This is a genomic window from Microbacterium thalassium, assembly GCF_014208045.1.
In the GTDB taxonomy this organism is placed as follows: domain Bacteria; phylum Actinomycetota; class Actinomycetes; order Actinomycetales; family Microbacteriaceae; genus Microbacterium; species Microbacterium thalassium.
In genome coordinates this window covers 1206050-1229166 of sequence record NZ_JACHML010000001.1, presented here as the reverse complement: position 1 = coordinate 1229166, position 23117 = coordinate 1206050, and the positions used below count along the sequence as shown (strand labels likewise).

The following is a 23117-nucleotide window of genomic DNA, read 5'->3' as shown; positions in this document are numbered from 1 at the left end:
CGGGGATCCTCGACGACGCGCCGTCTGTCCGACGTCACGACCGGCGCGTCGTCCCGGATCCCCGCCGAACTGAACCGTGCTCGGACGGCCACAGACGGGCCAGCACCCGGGCGGCGAGCTCATCGGCGGCCGGGGCGGCGGCGGAGGCGGCGGCATCCGCGGCGTCGGGCACGGCGCCCCACCGGGCGACCTCCCACGCGTCGCGGGCGAGGGCCAGCTGCGCGCGGGCGCGGGCGCAGAGCTCCAGCAGATCGCCGTCGTCCGCATCCGGTCCGCCCAGGAGCGTCACCGTCTCGGCAGCATCGACCAGGATGCCGACACTGCCGGTCGCGCGGGCCTCGCCGACCGCGGTCTCGAGATCCGCGCGCGCGATAGCGTCGTCGGCATCCGCGATGGCGAGCCTCGCCGACAGCACGAGCGCCGCAAGCCGCGGCCGCACCGGCGCTGCGCCGTCGGCGGCATCCGTCAGGATCGGCGAGATCAGACGGCGCGCGCGGGCAGGGTCGCCGGCCTCGAACGCGGTGATCGCGCGCTCGACGATGAACAGCGAGCGGTGGAATGCCGAGCCGCCCTCGTCGATCATGGCGAGCGCCTCGTCGAGCCGTCGCGCGGATCGCTCCAGGTCGCCGTCGATCCGTGCCGCGACGCCGTCGATGGCGATGGCCAGCTGTCGCAGCGCCGTCTCGCCGGTCGGCAGGAAGGTGGCGGTGACAGCCGCGGCGTCGCGCACCCGGCCCGCCCACGCGTGGACCGAAGCGAGATTGACCGTCGCCCGCAGGTGGATGTCGGGCGCGTCATCGACGCTGACGCGCCTCGCCCGCTCGAGCAGATCCGTCGCCGATCGCATGTCGCCCTGCTCGGCGGCGAGCGAGCCCAGCGCGTTGAGCGCACTCGCCTGGGTGCCGCGCGCGCCGCAGGCCTCCGCGGCCTCGACCGCCGACGTCGCGGACCCGATCGCGTGCGCATAGTCGCCCTGGTGGCTGGCGAGCCACGCGTCCTGCACCCGAAGCGCGGCGACGCGCTCGGGTGTCTGCGGTGGGCGCAGGACCGCACCGATGAGCCGTCTGCCCTCGTCGTAGAACCCGAACTCGAGCCAGAACCGGGTGACGACGATGACGACGTCCGCGGCGCGCTCGCTGTCGCCCCGGACCAGGAGGCTGTCGATCATGGCCAGGATGTTCGCGCGTGCGGCCCGGACCCGTCGGCGCCACTCCGCGATCTCGAAGCGGCGCCGCCCGCGACCGGCCTCCTCGACCAGCGCGGCGAAGAACTCGTCACGACGCAGTCGGGCCGCGACGCCCGAGCCGCCGGCGTCCGATCGCCGCTCGGCGTACTGGCGGATCGGCTCGAGCAGGCGATAGCGCGACTCGGCACCGCGCAGCGCCGCCACGACGGACTTCTCCACGAGGGTCGCAAGGGTCACCTCCACGCGTGGGAAGTCCTGCGAGGCCACCACCGCGGCAGCCGCACGGATGTCGAAGGCGCCACGCAGCACCCCGACGCTGACGAACATCTCCCGCTCGTCGGCGTCCAGCAGATCGAAGCTCCAGTGCAGCGCCGCCTCGAGGGTCCGGTGCCGCGGGAGCGCCGTCCGCGAACCGGCGCCGAGGGCCGCGAACACATCGCCCAGACGCTGTGCGATCTGCGCGACCGAGAGCGTCCGCACGCGGACGGCGGCGAGTTCGATCGCGAGGGGGATCCCGTCGAGCACACGCGTGATCCGGACCACGCTCGGGAGCACGTCGGTGGTGAGCGCGAAAGCCGGGTCCGCTCCTCGGCTGCGATCGACGAACAGGGCGACGGCGGCCGTGTCTGCAGCGGCGGTCAGATCGGCGTCGAGGGGCGGCACGGCGAGCGACGGCACGATGAAGACGTGCTCGCCGGGGATGCGCAGCGGCTCGCGCGTCGTCGTCAGAACGCGCAGCCGCGGGCACCGTCGCAGCAGGACCTGGACAGCTTCGGCGGTCTGCTCGATCATGTGCTCGCAGTTGTCCAGCAGCAGCAGCGCCTCGGTGTCGCCGATGAAGCTGCAGAGCGATTCGAGCGGGCCGCCCGGCCTCCCCTGCCCGAGCCGCAGGGCCTGCACGATGACGTCGGGCACGGATGCGGCCGGCTCGGCCGTGGTCAGGTCGACGAACCACACCCGATCGTCGAATCGCTCGCGGGAGCGCTCGGCGAGCTCGGTCGCCAGACGCGTCTTGCCGCATCCGCCCGCGCCCGTGAGGGTCGTCAGACGCCGCGTCGCGATCACGGCGCCCAGCACCTCCAGCTCGCGGTCGCGTCCGAACAAGGCGTCGACCGGCGCGGGCAGCCGAGCGCCGTCATGGTCGACGGGCGCGACCTCGGGCGAGAGACGGGATGCGATCTCGGCGAGTTCCGGCCCGACCGGTTCGCCGGCAGGGGCGAGCGCGTCGCGCGCCTGCGCGAGGGCCGCCGTCGCCTCGGTCGTCCGGCCTGCGTCGAGGAGCGCGCCGACGAGCACCGTCCACAGCCCCTCCTGCACCGGATCGTCGGCGAGCGCGCGGCGCACCGTGGCGAGGACCTCGTCGCGGCGGCCCGCCTCGATGGCGAGCTCCGCCCACCGCCGGCGGCAGTCGCGGCGCACCTGCTCGAGGCGCGCACGCAGCGACAGGGCGAACTCCTCGTAGGCGAACCCGACGAGGGGCTCGGCGTGCCACATCTCCAGCGCCTGCTCGAGCTGGGCGAGCGCTTCGACCGCATCCGACTCCGCGAGGCCCCGCGCGGCGAGGTCTTCGAAGGCGAGCACGTCGACCTGGTCGCGGGCGACATCGAGGGCGTACCCGCCCGACCGCGTCACGACGGCCGCCGTCGTGCCCGCGGCCGCCAGCCGGGTGCGCAGCCGCGAGATGTACACGCGCACCGCGTGAACGGCATCGCGCGGCGGACCGTCCACCCACAACTGATCGATCAGCCGCTCGATCGGCAGCACCCCACCGGCGCGGAGCGCGAGAAGGACGAGGATCGCCGCGGGGCGTCCGTTGCCCAGCGCGCCGTCCTCCGCATCCCCGACGGTGACCTCGCCGAACAGACGGATCTGCATCGAGCACGACTGTAGCGCGCGGCATCCCGCCCGTCGTCCGGGGTGTGACCTATCTGTGACCCCGATCCGCGATCGTGCTCTCACACACAGGAGAGGACACCGACATGGGCATGGAGAACTGCACCGGACGGGTCGCGCTGATCACGGGGGCGTCGCGGGGCCTGGGCGCGAACATCGCCCGCGAGCTGGCGGCGGACGGCTGTCACGTCGCGCTGACGGCGCGCACGATCGAGCCGCTGGACACCCTCGCGCGTGAGATCGAGACCGAGACCGGCCGGACGGCGATCGCCGTGCCCGGCGACGTGACGTCGCCGGGCGACCGATCGGGAGTCGTGGAGCAGGTCGCGGCCGTGCTCGGCCCCGTCGACATCCTGGTGAACACCGCCGCGATCGCCAAGGCGACGCCGTTCACGGCCGAGGATCCCGCGCTCCCGATCGCCACGAACCTGGAGGCGCCCATGCAGCTGACCCGCCTGGTCGTGCCGGGGATGATCGAGCGCGGCTTCGGGCGGGTGCTGAACATCGCGTCTCTCGCCGGGCTCGCGGGCCTTCCGCATCTGGTCGACTACTCCGCGTCCAAGGCGGGACTCATCGCCTTCTCGACGGCGCTGCGTGCCGAACTGCGCGGCACAGGCGTGTCGACGACGGTCGTCTCGCCGGGGTTCATCGGCGACGAGGGCATGTACCCGGCGTACGAGACACCCGTCCCGTGGTATCTCGGGACGAACGCCTCGGCGATCGTGGCGCGGAGGGCCGTGCGCGCGATGCGACGCGACCGCTCCGAGGTGATCGTCAACCGCCTCCCGCTGCGCGCGCTCGTCGTGCTCGGAAGCATGTCCGACCGCGCGATGAGGGCGATGACACGCGCCCTCGGAGCCGAGGACTATCTGCGGGGGCTGGCCGACCGGCGTCTGCCGTACTCGGATCTCGTCGCGGTCCCCCGGTGACCAAGGCCCCGGCGCGTCCGCGGGACTGGGGTCCGCGGGCGCGCCGGCTGCGCTCCGAACGTGCGATCCCGCCGTAGATCCGGTAGCGCCGGCGCGCTACGTTGAGGCTGACGCAGGGGGGCGTGATCGTGAGCAGCGATGTGGTCGAGAACGGACGGTCCCGGTACGAGCGCGAGATCGCGCGACGCCGACGGCGATCGACGTGGGAGGTGGGCCTGCGGACCTTCACGATGCAGGTCACGTGGATCGTCGTCCTCGCCGCCGGCGCGGCGGTGCCCCTCGCCGCCGCCGTGGGCTGGCCAGGCTGGGTGGCTCCCGTGCTGGGCTTCGTCATCGTCGTCGCCACAGGGATCGAGAAGATCTTCGGGCGGACGACGGATGCCGCCGTCGCCGTCGACGCGCTTCGCCGCCGGCTCGATCGCGAACGCCGCAAGCGGGACGCCCGCAGCGGATCCGACGAGGCGGAGGCCGATGGGTTCGACGCGTACGTGCGTGGCTGCGAGAGGGCCATCGCGGACTTCGACGCCTCGATGCTCGCCTACACGAAGAAGGCGACGGGACGCGAGGACGACGGCGACTGAGCCGGACGCACCGTCACCACGACAGCACGGGCCACCCGTCGGCATCCCATTCCACGGGCGCGAGCCCGAGGCGGAACTGACCGTTCAGGTCGGCGTCGTACCAGTGGAACGCCATCACGCCGTCTGAGACCGACTGGCCGCCCGGCCCGACGCGCGACCCGTCGGTCTCGAGAAGGACGGTGCCGCCGCCGGCGAGCAGCGGCACGCCGTCGCGGTCGACGAACGGCCCGGTGGGCGCATCCGCTCGCCCCACCGCGATCCTGTAGGTGCTGTCGGCGGCGCGGCAGCAGCTGTCGAACGAGACGAACAGGAACCACTCCCCCTCGTGCTCGAGCAGGTACGGAGCCTCGACGGCGTTGGGCGGCTCCTGCCGGTCGGCGAGGTGCAGCGGCTCAGCGTCGTCGACGCGCAGGCCACTCGGCCACTCCAGTTCGACCATGCGGATGCCGCTCCAGAACGATCCGAACGCCATGTACGGCGTGCCGTCGTCATCGGTGGCCACGCCGGGGTCGATGGCGTTGAAGTCGTCCAGCGGCGTCGAGGAGATCACAGGACCCTGGTCGACCCACTCGTATTGAGGATCATCGGGGTCGAGGGTCGTGTTGGTCGCGAGCGCGATCACCGACCGGTTCTTGCCGAAGGTCGACGCCGAGTAGTACAGGTACCAGGTGCCCCCGTGCTCGATCAGCTCGGGAGCCCACAGGTTGTCGACGCCGGGCACCTGCTCGCGGATCCACTCGGGCTTGGTCTCCCAGACCTCGCCCTCGTAGCGCCACGTGCGACCGTCCTCGCTCGAGCGCACCTGGATGTTGCCGTTCGCGATCGTGCCGTTGCCGGTGGAGTAGACGTACCAGGTGCCGTCCTGCACCGCCAGGGCGGGGTCGTGGGTCGCGAGGTCTCCCTCGAGCTCCCACGACCCGCCCGAGCAGGCGGCGAGCGTCGCCGCGAGAAGGCCGACGGACGCGGCTGCGATCCACCGGGTCAGCCGCGTCCGCCGCGTCGTGCGCATCAGCCGAGTGCGATGGCCGTCCACGAGACCGGGGGCAGCGTGACGGTCAGCGTGCCGTCCGCGACCACTGCGGTGTCGTTGGTCTTCGCCGTCACGCGCTCGCGGTCCTCGAGCGTGTTCTTGGCGTACACGTCCTCGTCCCAGACAGCGTGGGTTTCGAGCACCGACACATCGCCGAGCGCCGAGACGTCGGCGGTGATGGTGATCGCCTCGGTCTGGCTGCGGTTGACCAGGAACACCGCGCTGCGGCCGGTCTCGGCGTCGTGCGTGGCGACGGCGTCGACCAGCGGAACCTCGCCGTAGACCTCGGTGCTGTAGGTCGGCGCGTCGAGTTTGAGCTGCAGCGCATCGCCCTGCGCGAGGCGCGAGGTGACCGAGAACGGGAAGAACGTCGTCTGCTTCCACGCCGGCCCGCCGGGCTCGGTCATGATCGGCGCGATGACGTTGACCAGCTGCGCGAGCGAGGCGCTCGTGACGCGGTCGGCGTGCTTGAGCAGCGAGATCATCAGGTTGCCGAAGACGACGGCATCCGCCACCGAGTAGATGTCCTCGAGCAGGCGCGGGGCGACCGGCCAGTTGTCGATGCCCTCGATCTTGTCGACGCCGTGGAAGCGCTCGATGTACCAGACGTTCCACTCGTCGAACGAGATGTTGATCTTCTTCTTCGACCCGCGCACGGCGCCGACGTGGTCGGCCGTGGCGACGACGGTCTCGATGAAGCCGTCCATGTCGACGGCCGACGCGAGGAAGCTGGCGAGGTCGCCGTTCTTCTCCTCGTAGTACGCGTGGCACGAGATGTAGTCGACGTCCTCGTACGTGTGGGTGAGCACGGTGCGCTCCCACTCGCCGAACGTCGGCATGTGCGCGGACGACGACCCGCACACGACGAGCTCGATCGACGGGTCGAGCTGGCGCATGCCCTTGGCCGCCATCGACGCGACCTTGCCGTAGTCGTCGGCCGAGCGGTGGCCGAGCTGCCAGGGCCCGTCCATCTCGTTGCCGAGGCACCACATGCGCACGTCGAACGGATCGGCCTTGCCGTTGGCGACGCGCTGGTCGCTGAGGGCGGTGCCCGAGCGGATGTTGGAGTACTCGAGCAGGTCGATCGCCTCGAGCGTGCCGCGGGTGCCGAGGTTCACGGCCATCATGAGGTCGCTGCCGACCTTGTCGAGCCAGCCCGAGAACTCGTGCAGGCCCACCTCGTTGGTCTCGGTGGAGTGCCACGCGAGGTCCAGGCGACGGGGACGGTCCTCGACCGGGCCGACCGAGTCCTCCCACCGGAAGCCCGAGACGAAGTTGCCGCCGGGGTAGCGGATGGTCGAGACGCCGAGCTCCTTGACCAGGTCGATGACGTCCTGGCGGAAGCCCTCGGCATCCGCCGTCTCGTGGCCGGGCTCGTAGATGCCGTCGTAGACGTGACGACCGAGGTGTTCGACGAAGCCGCCGAAGAGCTTGCGCTGGATGGGGCCGATCGCGAAGTGCGGGTCGACCGTGATGCGTGCGGAAGGCATGGGTGTGCTTTCTTTCGTGCTTGAGGGGATGAAGAGGGACGGATGCCGGCGCAGCGCCGGGCTCAGGACTTGACGCCGCCGATGGCGAGACCGCCCTGCCAGTAGCGCTGCAGGAAGAGGAACGACAGGATCAGCGGCACCACCGAGATGAAGGCGCCCGAGGTGATGAGGTTCCACACCTGCTCGCCGCCGGCTCCGGCATTGGACAGGGTCAGCCAGCGGTTCAGGCCCACCGTGACCGGCAAGGTCTCGGGGCTCGTGAGCATCGCGAGCGGCAGGAAGAAGTTGTTCCAGGTGCCGACGATGCTCAGCAGCAGCACCGTGACGATCGCGGGGCGCAGGAGCGGGAACACGACCTGGAGGAACGTCCGCCACTCGCCCGCGCCGTCGATGCGGGCGGCCTCGAGGAGTTCGTCGGGGATCGCGTCCTGCGTGTAGACGCGCATCAGGTACACCCCGAACGGGTTCAGCAGCGACGGCAGGATCACGGCCCAGCCGGTGTTGATGAGGCCGTACTGGCTGAGGAGCATGAACTGCGGGATCACGAGGGCTGTGAGCGGCACCATGACCGAGCCGAGGATGATCCCGAAGATGACGTTGCGTCCCTTGAACGAGTACTTGGCGAAGCCGTACCCGGCGAGGACCGCGACGATGGTGGCCCCGATGCCCGCGGTGAACGAGTACAGGAACGAGTTGCCGAGCCACGTCCAGTAGATGCCGTTCTGGTGCTCGAACAGGCCCTGGATGTTCGTGAAGAACGACGAGGGGTTGTCGAACCAGAAGGCCGGGCTCGAGAAGAGGCTCCCCGTGCTCTTGGTCGAGGCGACGATGAGCCACCAGATCGGCACGACGAAGTAGAAGGCCATGATGACCAGCAGGACGTGCGAGCCGATCTTGCGGCCGCCGGTCGCGGGGCCGTGCTCGGTGCGGCGGCGCTCGCGCCGGCGCTGCTTGGGGTCGGTCGTGACGAGTTCCGTGTCGAGCGTCCCGGGGTTGAGTACGGCGGCCATCACTTCAGTCCACTCTGCTTGCGGGTCAGGAACAGGAACCCGAACGATCCGATGAACACGACCATCGCGAGGGCGAACGCGATCGTGGACGCGTAGTTGAACTGGCTGTAGCTGAAGGCCAGCGCGTACGCGTACATGTTCGGCGTGTAGTCGGCGGGGAGTGCGCCCGAGGCGACGCTGCGCAGCACGGTCGGCTCGGTGAAGAACTGGAGCGTGCCGATGAGGGCGAAGGTGATCACCATCACCATGGACGACGAGATCATCGGGACCTTGACGCGCGTCGCGATCTGCCAGCCGTTCGCGCCGTCGATGCGAGCCGCCTCGTAGATGGAGGGGTCGATCGCCCGGAGCGCGGCGTAGATGATGATCATGTAGTAGCCCGCCCACTGCCACGTGACGACGTTGACGAGGCTGAAGAAGATCGTGTCGCTCGAGAAGAAGTTCGGCGCTTCGAGCCCGAACAGCTCGAAGATCGTGCCGGCCGGTCCGAAACGCGGGCTGTAGAGGAAGCTCCACATCAGCGTGCCGATGACGACCGGGATCGCGTACGGCGCGAAGATCAGCAGCCGCGACAGCTTCGACAGCCAGGTGGCGAGGTTGTCGAGGAGCAGCGCCGCGGCGAGCGCGACGAGCAGCTGGACGGGGATCATCACGATGGCGTAGAGCGCGACGCGTCCGAGTCCGCCGAGGAACAGCGGGTCGGTGAAGGCCTTGACATAGTTCTCGAGGCCGACGAACTTGGTCCCGGTCGCGAGCGTCGAGCTGTACAGGCTCATGCCGAACGCGTAGGCGAGGGGGAAGACGAGGAAGGCTGCGAAGACAACCAGGAACGGGGTGATGAACAGCCAGCCCACCTTGTGGCGGCGTTCGGTGGCGCTGCGTCGTCGGCGAGGCGGCGCGGCCGGGGCGTCGATGACGGTCGTCGTCATGGCGATTCCCTTCGGTGTGGTGGATCGTGGGCGCGGGGCCCGGGTGGTGGATCGCCCGGACTGAGGTCCGGGGTGGTGGATCGGGTGGCGGGACGATGCCGCCGGGGGTGGGGCCGGCCCGTGAGGACCGGCCCCGGGGTGATCAGTTGGTGAGCTCGAAGCCCTGATCGGTGGCGTACTGCTCCAGAGTGGCCTGCAGGTCGTCCAGAGCGGTGGAGGCGTCCTTCGAGCCGTCCACGACGACCGCCGTGACCTCTTCCTGCAGCTGGTCGTAGGCGTAGTTCTGGAAGGGGCTGAACGTGAAGCCGGGGTAGCCGGCGGCCGCCTCGAGGAACACGTCCTTGTTGATCTGCTGACCGCCGAAGAAGGGGTCCTCACGCTCGACGAAGTAGTCCGACTCGAGGATCGGGAGCCACTGCGGCCACAGCGAGGCCTCTTCGACGCCGATCTTCCAGGCGTCCTCGGTGCCGAAGATCTCCTTGGCCACGAGCGCCGCGGCCTCGGGGTCGTCTGCCTGACTGGTCACCGCGAAGGTCGAGCCGCCCCAGTTGATCTGGACGGGGTTGTCGACGTCCCACTGCGGAACCGGCGCGGCGCGCCACTCGGCGGTGTCATCGGTGCCCTCGAGGCCCTTCAGGTAGCCGGGGCCCCATGCGGCGGCGATGTAGATGGCGTAGGTGCCGTCGACGAGCATCGTGTTGTAGTCGGCGGTGAACGCCTCGTCGGTGGCGACCAGGCCGCTGCTGGTCAGGTCGTTCCAGTACGCCAGGACGTCCTTGGAGCCGGCGTCGTTGACGTCGATGCCGATCTCGAGCGGGTTGGCGCTGTCGTAGGTGAAGGGAACGTTGCCGGCCTGCGCGAACAGGGCCTGCGTGTACGCACGGCCGTTCGGCGGGAAGTCGGCGAAGACGCCGGGTGCGCCGGCATCCTGCAGCTTCTGAGCGGCGTCGGCGAACTCGTCCCACGTGGTCGGCACCTCGATGCCGTACTCGTCGAGGATGTCCTGGCGGTAGAGCATGCCCATGGGGCCGCCGTCGACCGGGATGGCGTAGACGGCCGAGCCGCTCGAGACGTCCTTCCACGAACCCGCGGTGTAGTCGCTCTTGACGTCGTTCGCGCCGTACTCGGTGAGGTCCACCAGGCCGTCGCGAATCGTGAAGCTCGCGAGCACCTCGGACTCGAGCATGATGACGTCCGGAGCGCCGCTGCCCGACTCGAGGGCGGTCGAGAACTTGGTGTACTCGTCGTTGCCCTGGCCGGCGTTGGTCCAGCAGACCTGGACGTCGTCGTGGGTCTCGTTGAACAGGTCGACGACCTGGTCGAACGCGGGGTACCACGCCCACACGCTGACCTGCGTGGCGTCGGGGTTGAGGATCTCGTTGGTGCAGGATTCTGCTGCGGATCCGCCCGAGCATCCTGTCAGTGCGGCCGTGGCGACGGCGGCGACGCCGAGCCCGGCAAGAACCTTCGACTTCATTGGCTGTGTGCTTCCTCTCGCGGTGCAAACACCGGTGTTCACGGAGTGGTCGCGGGGCCTTCGCGTGGATTCCTCCACGGTGAGTCCTGCGATTTACAACGTTAGAAGTAAACGTTGTAAACGACATAGTGCTCCTGCATGCAGGAGATGTCAAGGCCCCTCGGGAAGATTTCGGAGCGAGTGCGCTACGGCGCGGTCACGGACTCGCGCTGCAGCGCCGGCGCGGACTCGCGCTCGACGATGCGGTAGTCCGCGAGGAGCAGCGACCGATGATCCTCGGTCGGATTCGCGATGCGGTCGAGCAGCGTCCGCACGGCAGTGCGGGCGATCCAGCGTCGCCCGGGGTCGACCGTGGTCAGCGACGGGATCGAGTACTTGGCCTCGTCCAGGTCGTCCCAGCCGATGACGTGCACGTCGCCCGGAACGTCGATGCCGGCCTCCTGAAGCACGCGCATGGCACCGAGTGCGAGGGTGTCGTTCAGCCCGAAGACGGCGTCGAACTCGGCGCCGCGGGCGAGCAGATCGCGCATCGCCGTCGCGCCGTTGGCCCGGTGCCACGTGGTCGTGTACGCGATGAGGCCCTCGTCATAGGGGATGCCCGCGGCCTCGAGACCCTGGACGTACCCGCGCGTGCGCAGGCCCGCCGAGCCGATGACCTCGCCCTCGTGCGCTCCCACGACCGCGATCCGGCGGCGTCCGTTGGCGATCAGGAACTCCGTCGCCGCCCGCGCACCCTCGACGTTCTGCATCGTGACGTGATCGACGGGGCCGTCGAAGATCCGCTCGCCGAGGACGACCATCGGGTACGGGACCTCGAGCGCGTCGACGTCCTCCTGCCCCATGCCGAGCGGGCTGAAGATGAGCCCGTCGGTGAGCTTGAGCCGCGGGCTGCGCAGCAGGTCGAGCTCCCGCTGGCGGTCGCCGCCGGTCTGCTCGACGAGCACCACGACGCCGGCCTTCTCGGCCTCGGCGATCACGTCGGCGGCGAGCTCGGCGAAGTACGACAGGCCCAGGTCGGGCAGGGCGAGCGCGATCGCGCCGGTCTTGCCCGACCGCAGATTCCGCGCGGTCAGGTTCGGCGTGTAGCCGAGTTCGGCGATCGCCGCCTGGACCTTCTCGCGGGTCGTCGGGCGCACGTGCGGGTAGTCGTTGATGACGTTCGAGACCGTCTTGATCGAGACGCCCGCGAGTCGAGCCACGTCGTGCAGCGTTGCGGCCATGTGCCCTCCTGTCGATCCACTGTACCCGGCCCGAGTACAACGTTGTAGAGTTGCGCCTCATCCCTGTGGAGCGCCGCCGCCGCAGGTTCCGGCATCCGTTCGTCGGAGTTCTGCGCGAAAGTCGGAGCATCCGCCCCCCGATCCTCCGACTTTCGCGCGCTTCCCCGGCGTTCGCGCGCGCGTCGGCCGTCTACGCTGACCTCATGTTCATCAGGACCAGCCGGCCATCCGGGTTCGGGCTCGCGATCGGATGGCTCGGCGCGCTCGCGGTCGCCGTTGCGTGCGTCTGGGCGTTCATCGGGGTCTACACGCAGGTCGGCGGCGACTGGGCAGCCGACGTGGAGACCTCGGCCCCCCGGATGCCGCTGCCCCTGTTCGTCTGGGCCGCAGGCTGTGCGCTGGTGTTCCTGGCGAGCATGGCCGGCGTGCTCGCTCCGATCTGGGTGCCGCTGTGGTCGTCCGTGCGAGCTCGACGGCAGGAGCAGAACACACTCTCGGACCGGATGAAGAAGTGGCACCGTTGACCGGCCGATGAGCCACGGGATCACCGCCGACCTCCGCTCCGAGATGATGCGCCGCATGGACGATGGCTGGCACCTCGACGGCGACCGTCGGGACGACGAGATGTGGATGATCCACCTCGTTCATCCGCCGGCATGGCGCTTTCTCCTCGAGTTCCTGAACCCGCTGAGCTGGTTCCTCAGCCCCGACCACCCGACCGCTCAACGGCGCCTGCACGTGTGGGTCGACGAGGCCGGTGTCCTTCACCGCCGCACGACCGGCGAGATCCCACCGCGCTGGCGCCAGCACCACTCATGGGAGGTCCCGGACGGGCCGATCCCGAATTGACCCGAGATACGAGCCCCTGCTCGTGTACCGAATGGCGGGGATCCCTGACGACACGCCGGTGGGCGGATGCTGCCAGCGGCGTGTCGCCGAGAATCCCCGCCACTTGTGACGCCCGCGGCCTCAGATCACGTCGGCAGACCAGTCGTCCGGGTTCCCGAACCGGTGCGCCGTGATCGTGATCGACTGCTCGCGCAGGAACGGGAGCAGCTCGAGGCGGCCCGCCGTCGTCACGGCGCTGTCGTAGACGGCAAGGTCGGGGTCGCCGTCGAACGCCGCCGCCAGGGTGCGGTGCAGCGACGCCACCGCGGATTCCGACCCGATCAGCCGCACACGCGGGGGACGCGGGTCGGCGGCCTGCATCCGCTCGATCCACTCCGCGTCGCTCTCGACGTACAGCGCGATGCCCGCGTCGTCGAGCGCGCGCCGCACCGGCGCCGGCACGCCCGTCGTCGCACTCACCGTCATCTCGGTGCCCGCGCGGATGCCGGCGAGCACGACACGCAGCAGCGCCTGCCAGGGCGCGTCCGCGGTGGCGCGCACCGCGACGGCCGGCACCGGGCGGTAGCGGAACAGGTTCCGCTCGACGCCGAGGCGCGACACGTCCTTGACCTTGCCGAACTCGCGGTCCCACGCGAGCGCATCCGACAGCGCGCCCCGTCGCAGCCACTCGAACGCCTCGTAGCCGAGCGAGGGCTGGGCCGCCTCGATCGCGTCGCGGATGCGGGAGTCCAGGCCCCGCAGGTGCAGCGTCTGCGACGGCGTGCCGCCGGTCGAGGGGCGCCACGAGCCGAGCCCGATGAGGTAGTTCGGTCCGCCGGCCTTCGTGCCCGGGCCCACCGAGGAGCGCTTCCAGCCGCCGAAGGGCTGCCGCTGCACGATGGCGCCGGTGATGCCGCGGTTGACGTAGAGGTTCCCCGCCTGCACCTCGTCGAGCCACGTCGCGAGGTCGCGGGCGTCCTGCGTGTAGAGCCCCGCCGTCAGGCCGTACGCGACCGCGTTCTGCAGCTCGATCGCCTCGGCGAGCGACGCCGCCCGCATGATGCCGAGCACGGGCCCGAAGAACTCCTCCCGGTGCACACGCGAACCGGGCTTGACGCCGGTGCGGATGCCGGGCCTCCACAGGCGCCCGGCCCACGGGTCGGGCGCGGGGCGGCCGGCACCGATCTCGGGCGCGACCATGTGCGGCTCGACGAGCCACTCCTCGCCGTCGCCCAGTGTCGTGAGCGCCCAGGAGAGCTTCCCCTGCGGGACCTCGATCACGGGCCCGACTTCGGCGGTCGGATCGGTCGGCGGCCCGACGCGCAGCGACGTCGCGGCGTCCTTCACCTGCCGCATGACCCGCTCGGACCGGGCGACCGGACCCACGAGGATCGCGAGGGACGCCGCCGAGCACTTCTGGCCCGCGTGCCCGAAGGCGCTCTTGACGAGGTCGGATGCCGCGAGGTCGAGGTCGGCCGACGGCATCACGATCATCGCGTTCTTGCCGCTCGTCTCGGCCAGCAGCGGCAGCTCCGGCCGCCACGAGCGGAACAGCGCCGCCGTCTCGAACGAGCCGGTCAGGATCACGCGGTCGACGTCGGGGTGCGACACGAGCTTCTTGCCGAGCGAGCCCTCGTCGACGTCCACGAGAGCGAGGACGTCGCGCGGGATGCCGGCCGCCCACAGCGCCTCCGCGATCACCGCCGCACACCGGCGCGCCTGGGGGGCGGGCTTGAACACGACGCCCGAGCCCGCGGCGAGCGCGGCGAGCACACCGCCGGCCGGGATCGCGAGGGGGAAGTTCCACGGCGGCGTCACGAGCGTGACCTGCGCGGGGACGAACACGGCCCCGCTGACGCGATCGAGTTCGCGCGCGGTCGCTGCGTAGTACCTGGCGAAGTCGACCGCCTCGCTGACCTCGACGTCCGCCTCGGCGAACACCTTGCCCGTCTCGGATGCCGCGACCTCGATGAGCTCGGCGCGACGGGACTCCAGCGCGCGCGCTGCCGCTTCGAGCACCGACGCACGCTCGGCAGCCGGCCGTTCGCCCCAGCGCGCACCGGCCTTCTTCACCCGCGCGACGACCGCGTCGACCTGGTCGGGGCTCCCGACGCGCGCGGCGGTGATCGCGACCTCGCCCGCCGTCGAGGACGGGATGCGGGCGAGAACGTCCTTCGCCCATGACCGCACCTGCGGCAGCGCCGGGTCGGAGTCGGGCGTGTTCGCGAAGCCCGCGACGCCGGCGGCGAGCACGTCGGACTCGCGGCTCGAGAACACCGCCGTCTCGACGAAGGAGTCGTCGGTGTCCGCGATCTCGAGCACGGCGCCGGTCATCGTGGGCTCGGCCGCGGCCTCGGCCGCCGCGCCGTCCTCGCCGTCGGCAGCTGCCGGAACGGCATCCGCCCCTCCGCCGCGCTGCTGCGCGCGCCGCGCGCCGGTCGCGAGGGCGGGGTCGTCCGCCCGTTCGAGCGACGCGACGAACCGGTCGCGCTCGCGCGCGAACAGCGATGCGTCCTCATGCAGGTCGAAGGCCGCCGAGAGGAAGTTCTCGTGCGACGCGTTCTCTTCCAGCCGGCGCACGAGGTAGCTGATGGCGACGTCGAACTCGTCCGGCCGCACGACGGGCACGTACAGCAGCACGTGGCCGACCTCGCGGCTGACGGCCTGCACCTGCCCCTGGGCCATACCCAGCAGCATCTCGAACTCGATGTCGCGCGTGACGCCGCGCTCCCCGGCGAGCAGCCAGGCATAGGCGATGTCGAAGAGATTGTGGCCGGCGACGCCGAGGCGCACGGCACGCGTGTTCTCGGGATCCAGCGCGAAGCGCAGGCACCGGACGTAGTTCGCATCCGAGTCGAGCTTCGTGTCGTAGGTGGCGACCGCCCACCCGTGCATGACGGCGTCGACGTGCTCCATGGCGAGGTTCGCGCCCTTGACGAGGCGCACCTTGATCGGCGCACCGCCTGCGTCCACGCGTTCGCGCGCCCACTCCGTGAGCCGTTCGAGCGCCGGCAGCGCATCGGGCAGATACGCCTGCAGCACGATGCCCGCTTCGAGACCCGTCAGGCGCTCGTCGGCGAGGATGCGGGTGAACACCGCGATCGTCAGATCCAGATCGCGATACTCCTCCATGTCGAGGTTGATGAAGGTGCCGTTCTCCGCCGCGGTCGCATACAGCGGCAGCAGGCGCTCGACGACCTTGTCGACGGTCTCGTCGAACGCCCACATCGAGATGTGGCTGACGATCGCCGATACCTTGACCGAGACGTAGTCGACATCGGGCCGGCGGATGAGGTCGTGGATGCCCTCGAGCCGCCGCAGCGCCTCGCCGTCGCCGAGGACGGCCTCGCCGAGCAGGTTGAGGTTCAGCCGCGCTCCGGACTCCCGGATCGACGCGATCGCGGGGCCGAGCTTCTCGGGCCGTGCGTCGACGATCAGGTGCCCCACCATCTCGCGCAGAACGCGGCGGGCGATCGGCACGACGGGCATCGGCGCGATCGGCGCCACCGCACCGCCCACCCGCACGGCGCCGCGCAGGTACCACGGCAGGAAGCCGGGCACGATCGGGGCGACGTGGTTCAGGCGGGATGCGGCGGCCACGACGCTCTCGGGACGCATGACTCCATCGACGAACCCGAGCGTGAAGGGCAGTCCGTTCGGGTCCTTCAGGACGCCGGCGAGGCGCTCGGCGGCGGGGTCGACGTCGGCGTCGGCGGCCTCGGTCACCCAGCGCGCAGCCAGCGCGATCGCGGCATCCGCGATCGCGGCATCCGTCTCGGGACCCTCATCCATCGCCACGTCTCCAGACTGCACCTCGACCGTCGTCATGACATCGAGCGTGCGGCATGCATCCGTTCAAGAAAAGCGATGATCTACGATCTATACCGTTCATGATTCTCGAATGATCGGATGCCGATGTTCGATCTGCGCCGACTGCGGATGCTGCACGAGCTCGCCCTGCGGGGAACCATCGGCGCCGTCGCGGACGCGCTCTCGTACAGCCCGTCGACGATCTCGCAGCAGCTGTCGCAGCTCGAGAAGGAGGCGGGGGTTCCGCTCCTGGCGCCCGACGGCCGCCGCGTGCGGCTGACCGAGCACGGCGAACTGCTCGTGGCCCACGCCGCCGATGCGCTCGCGCGCGACGAGGAGGTGCGCGGCGCGCTCGACGCGCTCCAGCCGAGCGGCGCTCCCGTGCGCATGGCCGTCATGCAGACCGTCGTGCACGGCATCCTGCCCGTCGCGCTGTCGCTGCTGACCGCCCGCGAACCGAAGCTGCGCATCGAGGTGAGCGAGGCGCCACCCGAAGAGGGACTCTTCGAGGTGTCGGCACGGCGCTTCGACCTCGCCGTCGCCGAGCAGTACCCCGGGCAGTCGCGCGAGCACCGTCCCGGGCTCGAGCGCGCGACCCTCGGACGCGACCCGATCCGCCTCGCGCTGCCGCCGGGGGATGACGCGCGCGGCCTCGCCGACCTGCGCGAGCGACCGTGGATCCTCGAGCCGGCGGGCACGGCGGCTCGCCAGTGGGCCGTGCAGCAGTGCCGGGCGGCGGGCTTCGAGCCCGACGTGCGGTTTGAGGTCGCCGACCTCATGGCGCACGCGGAACTGATCGCGGCCGGGCATGCGGTGGGGCTGCTCCCCGACCTGATGTGGGCGGGGAGCGCCCCGCGCGTGCGGCTCGTCGATCTGCCGGATGCGCCGGCCCGCGAGGTGTTCACCGTCGTGCGGCGCTCGTCCACCTCGCGGGCCGCCATCCGGGCCGTGCGCGACGCGCTGCGCGACGCGTTCGACGCCGCGCCCGCGCCCGCCGGCCAGAGCTCGTGAGTCAGGCGGAGTCGGCGCGCGCGGCGCGGCGCGAGTCTGCCGGTGCGCCGTCGGCGTGCGCATCAGCGGAGTCGGCGGGGGCGGATTCGGCCTGAGCGGCGCCGGCGGGTGCGGAGTCGTCGCCGGCCGGGGCGTAGCGCGGCCGGCGCAGTTCGTCGTCCTCCACACGGGGGCGCGTGATCGGCGCCTGCGACGACTCGGACTCGGCGGCCGGGGCCGCATCCGTCTGCTCGGAGGCCCGCTGCTCGTCGGCGCGATCGGCATACGGATCGACCTCGTCCGCCTCACGGAGCGCCGCGGCCTGCTCGTCGCGCAGACGGTCCGCCTCCGCGCGGTGCTCCTCCATGACGCCGCCGACGCGCTGGGCGTCCGCCTCGGCCTGCGCGGCTCGCGCGCGGGACTGCTCGGCCGTCGCCACTGCGGCTGCGGCATCCGCTCGCGCCTGGGCGAGCTCGGCCTCCTTCTCGCGAGCGGCGAGCTCCGACTCACGGGCCCGGCTGCGCAGGTCCTCCGCCTTGGCGTGCTGCGCCTGCTGGTGCCGCTGCGACCGGCCGCGCGCGGTCAGCACGTAGACGGCGATCACGACGAGGGCGACGGCGAGGACGCCGACGATGATCCAGATGAGGGTGGTGGTGTCCACGTCACGCTCCTTCTCGGTCAGGGCCGGCGGCGGTTTTCGCACCGGCACCCGCACCACCCAACCGGGTCGAAGCTCGAGAAGGCACCCCCTTGCGCCGGGCACCGCGACGCGCTACCCGCGCAGACGGGGGAAGAGGCGAACGGCTCAGCTCCAGACGCTCGGAGCCGGCGCCTTCGTGGAGGGCAGAGCGGATGCCGCGGCCCAATCGTGCACCCACGGGTCGATCTCAGGCAGATCGTCGGGGCGGCCCACCGCCTCGAACAGCTCCTCGTGGGTGACGATGCCGCCCGACCGCTTGAGGAACCGCGCGCGGACGATCATCTCGGTGTAGACCTCGCCGTCCACGACGGCGCGATGCATCAGATAGACCGACTTGTCGTCGTGCCCCATGAGGCGAGACTCGATCTCGAACCGCTGCCACAGCCCGAGGGATTTGCGGAACGTGATGGTGGAGCTCGCCACGACCGCATACCAGCGACGCTGGGCGAAGGCATCCCAGATCCCGGTGCGGATGAGCAGATCGAAGCGCCCCAGGTCGAACAGCGACGCGTAGCGGCCGTTGTTCATGTGGCCGAGGAAGTCGATGTCGGTCGGCAGCGTCGTCAGCCGGATGGTGCCGACGCTCTGCGGCGGGAGGAGGCCATCACGGCGCAGGCGCAGGCGCGCACGGAGAAGCACGATCAGGGTCCGCCACATCACGTTCACGAGGGCCGATCGTAGCCACCGACCCCACCGCACACGAAGCGATTGTGGAATCTCTACAGCACTTTCGGGCGCCCGCGCGTCCTCCACAGCCCCGCCGCCGCTCGATTTCACGTCCCGCCGACCGCGGCGTAGAGTCTGGCCCATGGGAGCTGAACTCCAGACCGACATCGTCGTCCGTCCGGTTCGCGACGTGGACGCCGAGGCCCTCGGGCGCGTGCACGCCAAGAGCTGGCACGAGACCTACGACCACCTCATCAGCAAGGCCGCGCTCGAGAAGGTGTCGCCGCTGCGGCTCGCCGAACTGTGGACCCACTGGGCCGTCCAGGGCCCCGACTTCAAGATGTACGCCGCCCTCGTCGACCACGAGATCGTCGGCTTCGCCGGCTCGGGCCCCGCCCGCGACCGTGACGCCCCGCGCAACCGCGAGCTGTACTTCATCTACCTGCTCGACCAGTTCCACGGCACCGGCATCGGCCAGAGGCTGTTCGACGCGGTCGTCGAGGAGGACGAGCCGCTCTACCTGTGGGTGGCCGAGGACAACCCCCGCGCGCACCGGTTCTACGCGCGCAACGGATTCGCCCTCGACGGCGCCCAGCACACCGAGCCCTTCCTCGGTGAGACGCTCACCGAGGTCCGGTTCGTCCGCTGACGCCCGCTGAGCGCGGCAGCGCCGGAATGCTCCAGGTCTGGGCTCTGCCGGGGATCGGCGAGATCTCGCCCGGCGACGACCTCGCCGACGTGATCGGCGACGCGGTGTCCGGGTTCGCGGCGTCCGAGCCGTCGAGCGCACCGCGGGACGGCGACATCCTCGTCGTCACCTCGAAGGTCGTGTCGAAGGCCGAGGGGCGGATGCTGCGCGCCGACGACCGCGAAGACGCCATCACGGCCGAGACCGTCCGCGTGGTCGCCACGCGACCGGGCCCGAACGGCGGCGTGACGCGCATCGTGCAGAACCGGCTCGGCATCGTGTCGGCTGCCGCCGGAGTCGACGCGTCCAACACGCCCGACGGCACCGTGTTGCTGCTGCCCGAGGACCCCGACGCCTCGGCGCGGGTGCTCGCGGAGCGCCTGCGGCAGCGCTTCGGCGTCGACCTCGGCGTGATCGTCACCGACACCCTCGGGCGCGCGTGGCGCGACGGCCAGACCGACCATGCGATCGGCGCCGCCGGCGTCCACGTCTTCGAGGACCTGCGGGGCGGAACGGATGCCGAGGGCCGCCCGCTCGTCGTGACGCTCCCCTGCGTCGCCGACGAGCTCGCGGCGGCGGGCGACCTCGTCAAGGGCAAGGCGGCCCGCCTGCCGGTCGCTGTCGTCCGCGGCCGCGGCGACCTCGTCGGACCGCTGGAGCTGCCGGGCGCCCGCTCGATCGTGCGGTCGCTCGACCGCGACATGTTCCGCCTCGGCACCGACGAGGCGTATGCCGAGGGCTTCGCCGCCGGCCGCGCGGCCGGAGCCGACGAGTCCGCGGGTTCCTGACCGCATGCCGGATGCCGGGAGCGCGCGGCCCCCGGCATCCGACCCCCCGGTGCGTGCGCGTCAGCGCGAGCGCAGCACCACCTGGCCGGCCGAGACCTGGACGTCGATGCTGTTGGGCGCCCCGGCGGTCGAGCCGATGCGGTTCTCGAAGTCGCCGGCCGACACGTCGGAGCGGATGTCGTAGACGTCGTCGGGGACGGTGACGGTCAGCGAACCGGCCGACACCTCGAGGGTGACGTCCTCGGGCGTCGAACCGCTGAGGGTGACGTCGAGCGAGCCGGCGCTGACCGACAGGTCGGCATCCGACACGTCCGAGAGGTCGACGTTGGCCGATCCGGCGCTGATGTCGGCGGCGATGGTGTCGGCGACGCCCGAGACGTCGGCGCTGCCGGCGCCGAGGACCAGCCGGATGTCGTCGAACTCGCCGTCGGCGGCGATGCTGCCGGCCGACAGCGTCAGGTCGGCATCCGCCCTCTCGACGGCGAGCGGCAGCCGCAGGACGGCGTCGCCGGTGCCGCCGAACCACCACCAGCCCGATCCCCACGCCCCCTCGGGCGAGGCGATGACGAGCGTGGATCCGCTGCGCTCCAGCGTCCAGTCGCCGATGCCCCACGCGCGGGTCACGTCGAGCTCGGCCTCGGTGACGTCGGCGAACTCGATCCGCAGCGACCCCGCTGACACATCGGCGTCGAGCATCGTCACGCCGCCGGCGGCCTCGGTCTGCGACTGCGTCGAGACGCTCGCCGCCGCGATCGTGGACAGGGCGGCCGACACCATCGCACCGACGAGGACGAGGGCACCGAAGACGATCACGAGGATCGCGACGGCCTTCGCCGCGTTGGACGGACCCGAGCGCGGCGGCGGCCCGGCGGGCTGCGGGGCCGGCTGAGCCGGCGGGGTCGGAGGGATCACGGTGGTGCTCATCGGTTCGTTCCCGTCTGCGGCGCGGTGCCGCCTGGCGTCTGGGGCGGCAGGGTGCCGCCTGCTTCGAGGTGGGCGAGGGCTGCGAGCACCCGCCGGTTGCCGGAGTCGTCCTGCTCGAGATCGAGCTTCTGGAAGACCGCGGTGATGTGCTTCTCGACGCTGCCCTCCGACACATGCAGCGTCTTGGCGATCGCGGCGTTGGAGCGGCCCTCCGCAATCAGGGCCAGGACCGAGGACTCGCGGTCGGTGAGGCGCTGCATCCGCTCGTCCTTGCGGCGACGGCTGAGCAGCTGGGCGACCACCTCGGGGTCGAGGACTGTGGCGCCCTCGCCGATGCGCCCGACCGCCTCGAGGAAGTCGGCGACGTCGGCGACGCGGTCCTTCAGCAGGTAGCCGAGGGCCCCGTCGCTGGCGGCGATGAGGTCGGCTGCGTACCGCTCCTCGACGTACTGCGAGAGGACGAGCACCGCGAGCTTCGGCAGGCGGGCCCGCAGCTCGAGCGCCGCGCGGATCCCCTCGTCGGTCCAGGTGGGCGGCAGTCGCACATCGAGGATGCACAGCTCGGGCGCCTCGGCGTCGACGGTCTCGGTGAGGTGCGTCGCGTCGGGGAGGGCCGCGACCACGTCGTGGCCGGCGTCTTCGAGCAGTCGCACGAGACCCTCGCGCAGGAGTGCGGAGTCCTCGCAGATCAGGATGCGCATGGCACGCTCACCTCCAGGCTGGTCGGCCCTCCGGCGGGAGAGTCGATGCGGGCTTCACCGCCGGCGGCGGCGATGCGGTTGACGATGCCGTCGAGGCCGCCGCCCGGAAGGATGCGGGCGCCTCCGACGCCGTTGTCCTCGACGCGGGCCCACAGCATCCCGGTGTCGCGCAGTCGCACGACGACCCGGCATTCGGTGGCGCGGGAGTGCTTGGCGGCGTTGGTCAGCGACTCGGCGATCGCGAAGTAGGCGGCCGCCTCGGCATCGCGACTGCAGCGGCCGTCCAGGCGCACGTCCAGGTGCACGGGGATGACCGAGCGCCCGGCGAGCGCCGACAGGGCGGCGTCGAGGCCGCGGTCGTCGAGGACCGAGGCGTGGATGCCGCGGGCGAGCTGCCGCAGCTCGGTGATCGCCGCCTTCGTCGACGTGTGCGCCTCGCCGATGAGCTCCTTGGCCGCTTCGGGGTCGCTGTCGATCTTCTGCTGCGCGAGGCCGAGCGTCATGCCGACGGAGACCAGGCGGGGCTGCACGCCGTCGTGGAGGTCGCGCTCGATGCGCGTGCGCTCGACGTCGGCGGCGCGGACGGCGCCGGCGCGCTGGGCGTTCGACGCCTGCGCGGCGGCGGCCAGCTGCGCTTCGCGCGAGGGGACCATGATCGCTCGGCCGATGACGCCGTGCAGGATGGCGAGACCCACGGTCGCGGCGGCCCCGAGCAGCGCCGCGAGGATGCCGACGGGCACCGCCCACGCGACCGGGACCTCGAGGCCGGTGCCTGAGAGGGGGATGCCGGCGCTGCGTGCGAACAGGGGCGAGAAGGCCAGGACGACGCCGGACGACATCAGCCCGAGCATGCTCAGCACGATCCACCCGAGCACGGTGGCGATGGCCGCGTTCGCGACGCCGCGCCACGCGGCCGGGTCGATCAGCTGCAGCCACAGGGTCTTCATGAAGCCGCCGAAGCCGGGCCGGCCGCTCGTGCGCGGCCGGTGGGGCGGGATGCCGAAGCCGTAGAGACCGTCGATGCGGGCGGCCTCGAACCAGCCGAGCGCGAAGATCAGGTAGATGAAGCCGAGGAGGAACAGGAGGCCGACGCCGAGGATCGGCAGAAGGCCGAGTCCGAGGCCGAGGAAGGTCGCGAGGACCGTGAAGACGGCGGGCCCGATGACGCCCATCGTGACCAGCTGCGCGGTGGCGCCGAGGACACGGAGCGGCGAGGCCACCGAGGGCGGGGAAGCAGTTGCTGTGGACATGACTCCAAGCTAGAACTCGGGGTCCGG

Annotated in this window: 20 protein-coding genes; 7 read left to right on the top strand and 13 right to left on the bottom strand. The window is 71.2% G+C overall.

The genetic code is table 11. From position 1 onward, the window contains the following. Positions 1-34: 34 nt before the first annotated feature. Positions 35-3061: an AfsR/SARP family transcriptional regulator gene (locus tag HD594_RS05735; protein ID WP_184750037.1), complete on the bottom strand. Its 3027-nt coding sequence runs from the start codon at positions 3059-3061 to the stop codon at positions 35-37. 104 nt (positions 3062-3165) lie between these two features. On the opposite strand from HD594_RS05735, the gene HD594_RS05730 reads away from it, so the two are divergent. Continuing rightward, positions 3166-4008, top strand: coding sequence for an SDR family NAD(P)-dependent oxidoreductase (locus tag HD594_RS05730; protein ID WP_184750036.1), 843 nt, complete (start codon positions 3166-3168; stop codon positions 4006-4008). Positions 4009-4136: 128 nt separating this feature from the next. Continuing rightward, positions 4137-4589, top strand: coding sequence for a hypothetical protein (locus HD594_RS05725; protein ID WP_184750035.1), 453 nt, complete (start codon positions 4137-4139; stop codon positions 4587-4589). Positions 4590-4602: 13 nt separating this feature from the next. Here the strand turns inward: HD594_RS05725 and HD594_RS05720 are convergent, their stop codons facing one another. From HD594_RS05720 to HD594_RS05695, 6 genes are all read right to left on the bottom strand, one after another. Continuing rightward, positions 4603-5598 (bottom strand): arabinan endo-1,5-alpha-L-arabinosidase, encoded by a 996-nt coding sequence (locus HD594_RS05720; RefSeq protein WP_184750034.1) that lies wholly within the window; start codon positions 5596-5598, stop codon positions 4603-4605. Then, complete coding sequence (gene arfA, locus HD594_RS05715) at positions 5598-7109, bottom strand: arabinosylfuranosidase ArfA (RefSeq protein ID WP_184750033.1); 1512 nt, start codon at positions 7107-7109, stop codon at positions 5598-5600. The genes HD594_RS05720 and arfA overlap by 1 nt, the downstream gene beginning before the upstream one ends. A 62-nt stretch (positions 7110-7171) precedes the next feature. Then, positions 7172-8119: a carbohydrate ABC transporter permease gene (locus HD594_RS05710; protein ID WP_221446560.1), complete on the bottom strand. Its 948-nt coding sequence runs from the start codon at positions 8117-8119 to the stop codon at positions 7172-7174. Then, positions 8119-9048 carry a carbohydrate ABC transporter permease gene (locus HD594_RS05705; protein WP_184750032.1) on the bottom strand — a complete coding sequence of 310 codons (930 nt, stop codon included), beginning with the start codon at positions 9046-9048 and terminating at the stop codon, positions 8119-8121. Before HD594_RS05705 ends, HD594_RS05710 begins: the two co-directional genes overlap by 1 nt. Positions 9049-9190: 142 nt before the next feature. After that, positions 9191-10525, bottom strand: coding sequence for an ABC transporter substrate-binding protein (locus HD594_RS05700; protein ID WP_184750031.1), 1335 nt, complete (start codon positions 10523-10525; stop codon positions 9191-9193). Positions 10526-10710: 185 nt separating this feature from the next. Next, entirely contained in the window at positions 10711-11745 is a 1035-nt protein-coding gene (locus tag HD594_RS05695; protein WP_184750030.1) for a LacI family DNA-binding transcriptional regulator, read from the bottom strand. A 203-nt stretch (positions 11746-11948) separates the two neighbouring features. On the opposite strand from HD594_RS05695, the gene HD594_RS05690 reads away from it, so the two are divergent. Both HD594_RS05690 and HD594_RS05685 read left to right on the top strand, forming a co-directional pair. Continuing rightward, positions 11949-12269 (top strand): hypothetical protein, encoded by a 321-nt coding sequence (locus HD594_RS05690; RefSeq protein ID WP_184750029.1) that lies wholly within the window; start codon positions 11949-11951, stop codon positions 12267-12269. 7 nt (positions 12270-12276) lie between these two features. Next, positions 12277-12594 carry a hypothetical protein gene (locus tag HD594_RS05685; protein WP_184750028.1) on the top strand — a complete coding sequence of 106 codons (318 nt, stop codon included), beginning with the start codon at positions 12277-12279 and terminating at the stop codon, positions 12592-12594. A gap of 120 nt (positions 12595-12714) precedes the next feature. On the opposite strand, the gene HD594_RS05680 is transcribed toward HD594_RS05685, so the two are convergent. Then, positions 12715-16401: a bifunctional proline dehydrogenase/L-glutamate gamma-semialdehyde dehydrogenase gene (locus HD594_RS05680; protein ID WP_184750027.1), complete on the bottom strand. Its 3687-nt coding sequence runs from the start codon at positions 16399-16401 to the stop codon at positions 12715-12717. Positions 16402-16488: 87 nt separating this feature from the next. Here HD594_RS05680 and HD594_RS05675 point away from each other — a divergent pair, with 87 nt between their 5' ends. After that, complete coding sequence (locus HD594_RS05675; RefSeq protein ID WP_184752591.1) at positions 16489-17394, top strand: LysR family transcriptional regulator; 906 nt, start codon at positions 16489-16491, stop codon at positions 17392-17394. Position 17395: 1 nt separating this feature from the next. Here the strand turns inward: HD594_RS05675 and HD594_RS05670 are convergent, their stop codons facing one another. Both HD594_RS05670 and HD594_RS05665 read right to left on the bottom strand, forming a co-directional pair. Next, positions 17396-18034 (bottom strand): hypothetical protein, encoded by a 639-nt coding sequence (locus tag HD594_RS05670; protein WP_184750026.1) that lies wholly within the window; start codon positions 18032-18034, stop codon positions 17396-17398. Between the two features lie 144 nt (positions 18035-18178). Further along, positions 18179-18739, bottom strand: coding sequence for an acyl-CoA thioesterase (locus tag HD594_RS05665; protein WP_184750025.1), 561 nt, complete (start codon positions 18737-18739; stop codon positions 18179-18181). A 142-nt stretch (positions 18740-18881) separates the two neighbouring features. Between HD594_RS05665 and HD594_RS05660 the strand changes: the two genes are divergently transcribed. Further along, entirely contained in the window at positions 18882-19388 is a 507-nt protein-coding gene (locus HD594_RS05660) for a GNAT family N-acetyltransferase (RefSeq protein ID WP_184750024.1), read from the top strand. 26 nt (positions 19389-19414) lie between these two features. Further along, positions 19415-20215: a coenzyme F420-0:L-glutamate ligase gene (cofE, locus tag HD594_RS05655; protein ID WP_184750023.1), complete on the top strand. Its 801-nt coding sequence runs from the start codon at positions 19415-19417 to the stop codon at positions 20213-20215. A gap of 60 nt (positions 20216-20275) precedes the next feature. Here cofE and HD594_RS05650 read toward each other — a convergent pair whose 3' ends face one another. The 3 genes from HD594_RS05650 to HD594_RS05640 are packed head-to-tail and all read right to left on the bottom strand — an operon-like array spanning position 20276 to position 23090. Further along, positions 20276-21139 (bottom strand): hypothetical protein, encoded by an 864-nt coding sequence (locus tag HD594_RS05650; protein WP_184750022.1) that lies wholly within the window; start codon positions 21137-21139, stop codon positions 20276-20278. After that, the gene (locus HD594_RS05645; RefSeq protein WP_184750021.1) at positions 21136-21840 is read right to left on the bottom strand and encodes a response regulator; all 705 of its coding nucleotides are present in this window, start codon (positions 21838-21840) and stop codon (positions 21136-21138) included. The genes HD594_RS05650 and HD594_RS05645 overlap by 4 nt, the downstream gene beginning before the upstream one ends. Beyond that, positions 21828-23090, bottom strand: coding sequence for a sensor histidine kinase (locus tag HD594_RS05640; protein ID WP_184750020.1), 1263 nt, complete (start codon positions 23088-23090; stop codon positions 21828-21830). The genes HD594_RS05645 and HD594_RS05640 overlap by 13 nt, the downstream gene beginning before the upstream one ends. Positions 23091-23117 lie beyond the last annotated feature (27 nt).